We start from the raw sequence: 6,812 nt of genomic DNA, 5'->3' as shown, positions 1-6,812 counted from the left end.
GATTTTGTGATCCACTACACCTCGATCGCCGGTGAGTCCCTGAAAGCCAGCCGCATGGAACTCTATGGTCAGGGGATGGAGACCTATGCGGTAGGCAGAACCCTGGCCGCGCCGGTGGTCAAGGCGGTGACGCAATACGCCTCGTTTGAATCCCAACTGCGTGATATCAGCGTGACCGGTGATCTGGATGCGAGGCAAGAGCGGGCGATTGGTACTGCCATTCGTCAGGCCGCACTCAAGGTCAATCAGGCACAGGAAGCCCTGCTGGGTGGTGTCGGTCAGTTGGTAGCAGATGGGATGGCACCGGAACAGGCATCACAGTTTGCGGGCATGTTAGGTAAAACAGCCACCGCGACCAAAGCAGACATGACCGACCTGGCCAAGATGACGTTTGCTTTTAGCGACGCATTAAAAATCACTGATGCCAAAGAGTTGGAGCAGGCATTCGGTATGGCTGCTACCGGGGCAAAGTTGGGTTCCTTTGAACTGAAGGACATGGCCAAAGCCCTGCCAGGGTTGGCGAAGTCCTTTGCAGCGCGGGGAATTGTCGGCAAGGAGGCCATTACGCAGATTGTCGCCAGTCTGGAAGTAGCCAAAGGCAGTGGCTCGGCAGAAGAAGCCGTCACCAATATGAACAACTGGTTGGCTGCCATGGGTCGTGGCGACACGGTTCAGAAGTATGCAAAAGCAGGTATTGATTACCAAAGTTCCATGCAGAACTATGTCGCGCAAGGGGTCTCACAGTACGAAGCCTCATTGATGATCGCCAACCGGTTTATTGACGGTAAAGGGCAAGCCTTCTTGAAGCAATGGCAGGCGGCAGGAGCAAAAGGCGATCAGGAAGGCCAGCAAAAGCTGATGGAGTCGTTTGGTCTGGCTGAAGTGTTTAGCGATATCCAGACGGTTAATCACCTGCTATCTATGCGCCAGGGCTGGGATAAATACTTATCCAGCAAACAGGAGATGAACAGCCCTGAAGCGAAAAACACCATTTCAAAAGATGCGGATAAACAGAATGACACACTGGAAAACCGATGGCGTCGAACTCAGTTAAGTTTCAATGACAGCATGCTGAGCCTTGGTGAAGCCCTCCGTCCCGCCTTGATACAATTGGCCGACACGTTGATCCCGATTATCGACAGTGCCGCCAAATGGATCGCCGCCAACCCGGAACTGGTGAGCGGCACCATCAAACTGGTGGGTGCGTTGCTCACCTTCAAAATGGCTACCATCGGGTTAAAGCTGGGGCTTAACCTGTTGCTTTCCCCGTTCGTCAGCGTCTGGAAGAGCGCCATGCTGTTGCGCTCAAACTGGCTGCTGCTCAGAACGGCCTTGGGTGATGGAGGGAGACTGCGCTGGCTGGCGTCAGGGTTCAGCCGCCTGGCAACGGGGGCCAGATGGCTTGCGGGGATATTCTCCGGGGGATTGTTTCGGGGCATCACGACCGTTGGTCGCGCCTTGCTCTGGATCGGGCGTGCCTTGCTGATGAACCCGATTGGGATTGCCATCACCGTTATCGCTGGCGGCGCGTACCTGATTTACCGTAACTGGGGGGCCATCAGTCGCTGGTTCAAACAGCGTTGGATGGAAGTCAAAGAAGCGTTCAATGGCGGTATTGCGGGCGTGGGCAAGCTCCTCATCAACTGGTCGCCGTTGGGCATCCTGTATACCGTGTTTTCCGGGGCGCTGAAGTACCTCGGCATCGATCTCCCTGCCAAGTTTACCGAGTTTGGTGGCCAGATGATTGATGGCCTGGTGAATGGCATCAAGAAAAAGTGGGAGGATGTGAAAGGTGCGATCACCGACATGGGCACCGGCATCAAAGACTGGTTCGCGGAAAAGCTGGACATCCACTCACCCAGCCGGGTCTTTATGGGGTTTGGTGACAACATTGCCCAGGGTGCTGTGATTGGCCTGCAGCGTTCTACCCCCCTTGCGGCTCTAGCTGGCCAACGTCTGGCACAGGAAATGACCCCGGAAGTTCCCCGTATTCCGGCCCTGGATATCCTGGCCGCAGGTTATGCCGGACGTGGTCCCGCCACAGCCGGTGCGGGCGTATCATCAGGAGTTACCGTCAGCTTCAATCCGCAGATTTACCTCAATGGTAGAGAAACTTCGGCACCGCCCGATATCGCCAAGGCCCTGAACCTGAGCCTGCGCGACCTGGAGAAAATGCTGGAGCGTATCGTGGCCCAGCAACAGCGCCGGGGGTACAACTGATGTTTGCCGTGTTGGGAAATATTGAGTTTGAGCTGATCACCTATTGGGACGGCTTCGAGGCGACGTTCGGCGTCGACTATGCAGAGCACGCCCGCATTGAAGGCAAGCCGGGTCTGCAGTTCGTGGGGGAAAAGCTCGACGAGATCCAGATAAGCCTGGCCTTTCATCAGCACTATTGTGTGCCGGATGTCGAACTGGCCCGGCTGCGTACCGCCATGAAAGCGCATCAGGCACTGGCGCTGGTGTTTGGCAACGGGGATTATCGCGGCTGGTTTGTGATAACCGACGTGACTGCCGTGAGCCAACAGACAGACACCACCGGCAACGTGTGGGCGCTCACGGCCACGGTTTCACTACGGGAATACATCGGTGACCCGAAAAACCCGCTCAAGCCTCCAGCAGTCAAAACGGCGTTGCCAGGTACGGGCACGGTAACCGGCGCGGTACCAGCCCCTTCCGGTGTTGCACTCTACGTCCGGGAGGGTGTGAACTACGCCAAACAGGCACAGTCCGCGCTGCAGGGCGCGATGAGTGCCGTGCGTATCGCCCAGAAGATGAAGGATAACCCCACCGTCGCCTTGACCCGCGTCCCTGGGTTGTTGAGTCAGTTGAACACCGTGGCCGTGCCGCTGGGAAAAAGTTCTTCTGCGTTTTCAGCCATCGGTGAGGCGCTGCCGGGGGCCATCACGCTCAGTCGAGCCACGGGACAGGCCGCCACCACTATCCAACAGGCACAAGGGGCGCTCGCGTCAGTTGACAGCAACAATATTGCTGCTGCACTGGGTACCGTCTCCGGGCAGTTGAATGCCGCCAGCACCACCTTGACCCAGGTGTCGCCGACGCTGAGCGAGATGGCCGCAAAAATTACCGTGAGGAGCCTCTGATGTTTCTTGAGCACATCACCAAAGAAGGCGAACGCTGGGATCAGTTGGCGTACCGTTACTACCACGACCCTCTGGGGTATCCCCGTATCATTGCGGCCAATCCCCATGTGGCCATCACGCCGGTGCTGTCTTCCGGCATTCTGCTGCTGATCCCCGTGATTGAGGCCGACGATAACACGCTGTTGGAGGACACCCCACCATGGCTGAGGTAACCCCATCACAAACCACCGTTGAGGCCATCACCGGTGTCAGCGAGGTTTTGCAGCCCACCTTCACTTTGTGGTACCTGCAGAAGAATATCACCAGTGATATCGCGCCTTACGTGACGCGTGTTAGTTACAGCGACAACATCAAGAATGAATCCGATGCCATTGAGGTTGACCTGGAAGATACCGAGGGACGCTGGATGAGTAAGTGGTATCCGGGCAAAGGCGATACGCTGACGCTCAAACTCGGCTATCGGGGGGAGAAGCTGCTTTCCTGCGGCGTCTTTTCTATTGATGAGATTGAAGTCAGTGGCCCGCCCAGTACGGTTTCCATTCGGGGGGTGGCCACCTCGGTTAACCAGGCGCTGCGTACCCCATCCAGCCGGGCGTTTGAGAAGACCACGCTGGCGGCCATCGCCAGCCGCATCGCCAAAAAGCACCAATTAAAGCTGGTTGGCAGTATCGAAGCCATCACCATTGACCGGGTGACACAATATTCAGAGACCGATGTGGGGTTTCTAAAGCGCCTGGCCAGCGAGTACGGCTATGCGGTGAAGGTGGTGAGCGACCAGTTGATTTTCTCCCATCTGGCCACCTTGCGCAGCCTGGAGCCGGTCAAGCAGCTTAGGCCACAGGATGTGGCACAGTTCTCCCTGCGCGATACCATCAACCGGATTTACAAGTCGGCCAAGGTGAAACACCAGAAAAGCAGCAGCAAGAAGCTGATTGTCTATGAGGCGGAGGGTGGCACGCATGAAGTGACCAAACAAACCAAGAACGGGAAAACCACCAGTGCCGATACGCTCAAGCTCAATAGCCGAGCGGCAGATACGGCCAGTGCCCAGATAAAGGCAGAGTCGGCGCTGGCCAAACATAACGAATACCAGCAAAACGGCTCCCTGACATTGATGGGAGCGCCCTCACTGACGGCTGGCAATAAAATTGAGCTGGTTGGGTTTGGTCAGTTATCCGGTGCCTGGTTGATCACCACCGCTCGACACACTGTTGATCGCAGCGGCGGCTATATGACTGAACTTGAGGTGGCACGCGGCCCGGTAACCCAGGGAAAGGCGAAATCAAAAGCGGGAAAAACCCAGACGTTGACGGTGTATAAACCCGATGGTTCAACCTCCACAGTGACAAAGGATAAAAAGAAATGAGCGGCGTAACACGGCAGGTCGGTACCATCAGCGCAGTTGACCCTCAAACGGTTCGGGCACGTGTTCGCCTGCCTGAAGCCGACAATCTGCGCACGGATTGGCTCAATGTGCTGCAACGCAACACCCAGAACACGAAAGACTACTGGTTGCCCGATATCGGCGAACAGGTCGAAGTGTTGCTCGATGCCAACGGTGAGGACGGCGTCATTCTGGGCGCGGTGTATTCCAGCGTTGATCTGCCCCCGGTCAATAACAAAGACGCCAGGGGCACCACCCATGCTGATGAAGCGGCCTTCTATTATGACCGGGCGACACATACCCTCACCATCAACGGCGGCATTGAACATATCGTGATCGCCGTCAAAGCCAATGTGCATATCACCGCCCAGCAGGCCACCGTCGATGCTCTCCAGACGATAGTCACGGGCGACGCTGAAATTCAGGGCAACCTGACGGTGAAAAAGAAACTGACTTATGAAGGGGGTATGGAAGGCTCTGGCGGCGACGGTGCAGCAGCGACCATCACCGGCAACCTGAACATTCTCGGTGATGCCCACGCCAGCGGCAGCATGTTGTCAGACGGCGAAAACTCCAACCACCACAGTCACTGAATCAAATCTTTTTAAACGGCGTTAATATCGGTCATTCCCTCCGGGGGCAATACTGCCCCCATGAAAACGAACTCCGTATTTTGGCAACCTGCGCTTCAGCGTCCTGGCGAAACCGTCCAGGGGCTGGAGGATATCGCCCAGGCCATTCTCATCATCCTGAGAACGCCCAGGGGGAGCGATCCGCATCGGCCAGAATTTGGCAGTAACCTGCATCTTTATATCGATCACCCCGTTGACCGGGCCATTCCCCATGTGGTGCGGGAATCTGTCGAGGCCATAAAACAATGGGAACCTCGCTGTCAGTTGGTCTCGATCAAGCCGGTGATTGATGCCGAGCATCTCACGCTACGGGTGCAGTGGAAAAGTGCAGAAGGCGTAACACAATCCACGGAGTTGTTATGGCGTTGAGTAAACCTGACTTTATCGAACGTGATGCAGACAAAATCACGGCTGAAATGGTGGCGCAGTACGAGGCAGACAGCGGTAAAACGCTCTATCCGGCACAAGCCGAACGGTTGTTGATCAACCTGTTCGCCTACCGTGAAAACCTGGTACGCGTCGCCATTCAGGAAGCCGCCGAGCAGAACCTGGTGGCCTTTGCCCGTGAGCCGATGCTGGATTACCTGGGCGAACTGGTCGGGGTTTATCGTCTGTCGGCGCAACCAGCACACACCGTGCTGCAGTTCAGCATCGATACTGCCCTGCCAACCTCTGTGTTGATCCCCGCAGGAACGCGCGTCAGCGCCACCGACAGCGTGATTTTTGCCACAGACAATGACGTTGTTCTGGTGGCGGGCCAGACCCTGGCATCAACCAGCGCCACCTGCACCGAGCCGGGAATAATGGGAAATGGCTGGCAACCGACCCAGGTCAGTACCTTGCTTGACCCGCTGGATGATATCGACCTGCAGGTGATCAATACGCAGGTGGCCAGCGGAGGGGCGGAACAGGAAGATAACGAGCGCCTGCGTGAACGTATTCGCCTGGCTCCCGAGTCCTTCAGCAATGCTGGCTCCAAGGGAGCATACCGGTTTCATGCGATGAGTGCCCATCAGGACATTATTGATGTCGGTATCAGCAGGCCAAGGCCGGGCACTGTCGCCCTCTACCCGTTAATGCGTAATGGCCTGCCGGATGACACCATTTTGGCACTGGTCAGCGCGACCTGTTCAGATGAAAAGGCGCGGCCCCTGACCGACACAGTGTGGGTCAAACAGCCGGTGCCAGTGGGATACCGTATCGACGCCATCCTGACGTTATATGAGGGGCAAAATGCTGACAGTACCCAAAAAGCGGGGTTAGCGGCTGCGGAGAGCTATGCGGCAGAGCGTGCAGCAGGGTTGGGGCGGGATATTGTGCCCAGCGAACTGGTCAGGGTACTGAAGCAACTCGGAGTGTATGACGTGGAATTGACAGCACCAGCGCTGACGGTGGTCAGCGAGATTGAGCTGGCCGTCTGCACCGGCATCACGATCACCCTCAAAGGCAGTGCGCATGGCTGAGTTAATCCCGGTACCTCCGATTGACATTGATATCAGCCTGAAGGCGCTGGCCGGACTCGCCCAGCGCTTATCGGACATCAACCTGACCCCCTTGCTGGTGTATCTGGTTGACCTGGTCGACAGCAGCACCTTGCCCTGGCTGGCAGAGCAGTTGTCACTGGTGGGGGATGGTTGGGAACTGGCGGAGTCCGACGAGGTGCGTCGAACTCTGATTAAAGGGGCCATTGAG

8 protein-coding genes are annotated in these 6,812 nt (G+C 56.8%); all 8 read left to right on the top strand.

Annotated elements, in window-relative coordinates:
• Positions 1-2,220: phage tail tape measure protein (locus tag IV04_RS23765; RefSeq protein WP_051916964.1), on the top strand; the 2,220-nt coding region annotated here is incomplete at its 5' end.
• The gene (locus IV04_RS23760; RefSeq protein ID WP_037404449.1) at positions 2,220-3,104 is read left to right on the top strand and encodes a phage tail protein; all 885 of its coding nucleotides are present in this window, start codon (positions 2,220-2,222) and stop codon (positions 3,102-3,104) included. The genes IV04_RS23765 and IV04_RS23760, both read left to right, overlap by 1 nt.
• Positions 3,104-3,316: a tail protein X gene (locus IV04_RS23755; protein ID WP_197062216.1), complete on the top strand. Its 213-nt coding sequence runs from the start codon at positions 3,104-3,106 to the stop codon at positions 3,314-3,316. The genes IV04_RS23760 and IV04_RS23755 overlap by 1 nt, the downstream gene beginning before the upstream one ends.
• Positions 3,304-4,470: a phage late control D family protein gene (locus tag IV04_RS23750; RefSeq protein ID WP_037404447.1), complete on the top strand. Its 1,167-nt coding sequence runs from the start codon at positions 3,304-3,306 to the stop codon at positions 4,468-4,470. Before IV04_RS23755 ends, IV04_RS23750 begins: the two co-directional genes overlap by 13 nt.
• Positions 4,467-5,081: a phage baseplate assembly protein V gene (locus tag IV04_RS23745; protein WP_037404446.1), complete on the top strand. Its 615-nt coding sequence runs from the start codon at positions 4,467-4,469 to the stop codon at positions 5,079-5,081. The genes IV04_RS23750 and IV04_RS23745 overlap by 4 nt, the downstream gene beginning before the upstream one ends.
• Before the next feature lie 60 nt (positions 5,082-5,141).
• Positions 5,142-5,489, top strand: a complete 348-nt coding sequence (locus IV04_RS23740) for a GPW/gp25 family protein (RefSeq protein ID WP_037404360.1) — start codon at positions 5,142-5,144, stop codon at positions 5,487-5,489.
• Positions 5,480-6,583, top strand: coding sequence for a baseplate J/gp47 family protein (locus IV04_RS23735; RefSeq protein WP_037404445.1), 1,104 nt, complete (start codon positions 5,480-5,482; stop codon positions 6,581-6,583). Before IV04_RS23740 ends, IV04_RS23735 begins: the two co-directional genes overlap by 10 nt.
• On the top strand, positions 6,576-6,812 hold a 237-nt coding region (locus IV04_RS23730), incomplete at its 3' end, for a phage tail protein (protein WP_037404444.1). The genes IV04_RS23735 and IV04_RS23730, both read left to right, overlap by 8 nt.

Source organism: Serratia sp. Ag1, from assembly GCF_000743355.1.
Classification (GTDB): domain Bacteria; phylum Pseudomonadota; class Gammaproteobacteria; order Enterobacterales; family Enterobacteriaceae; genus Chania.
This window is presented reverse-complemented; position numbering and strand designations above follow the sequence as displayed.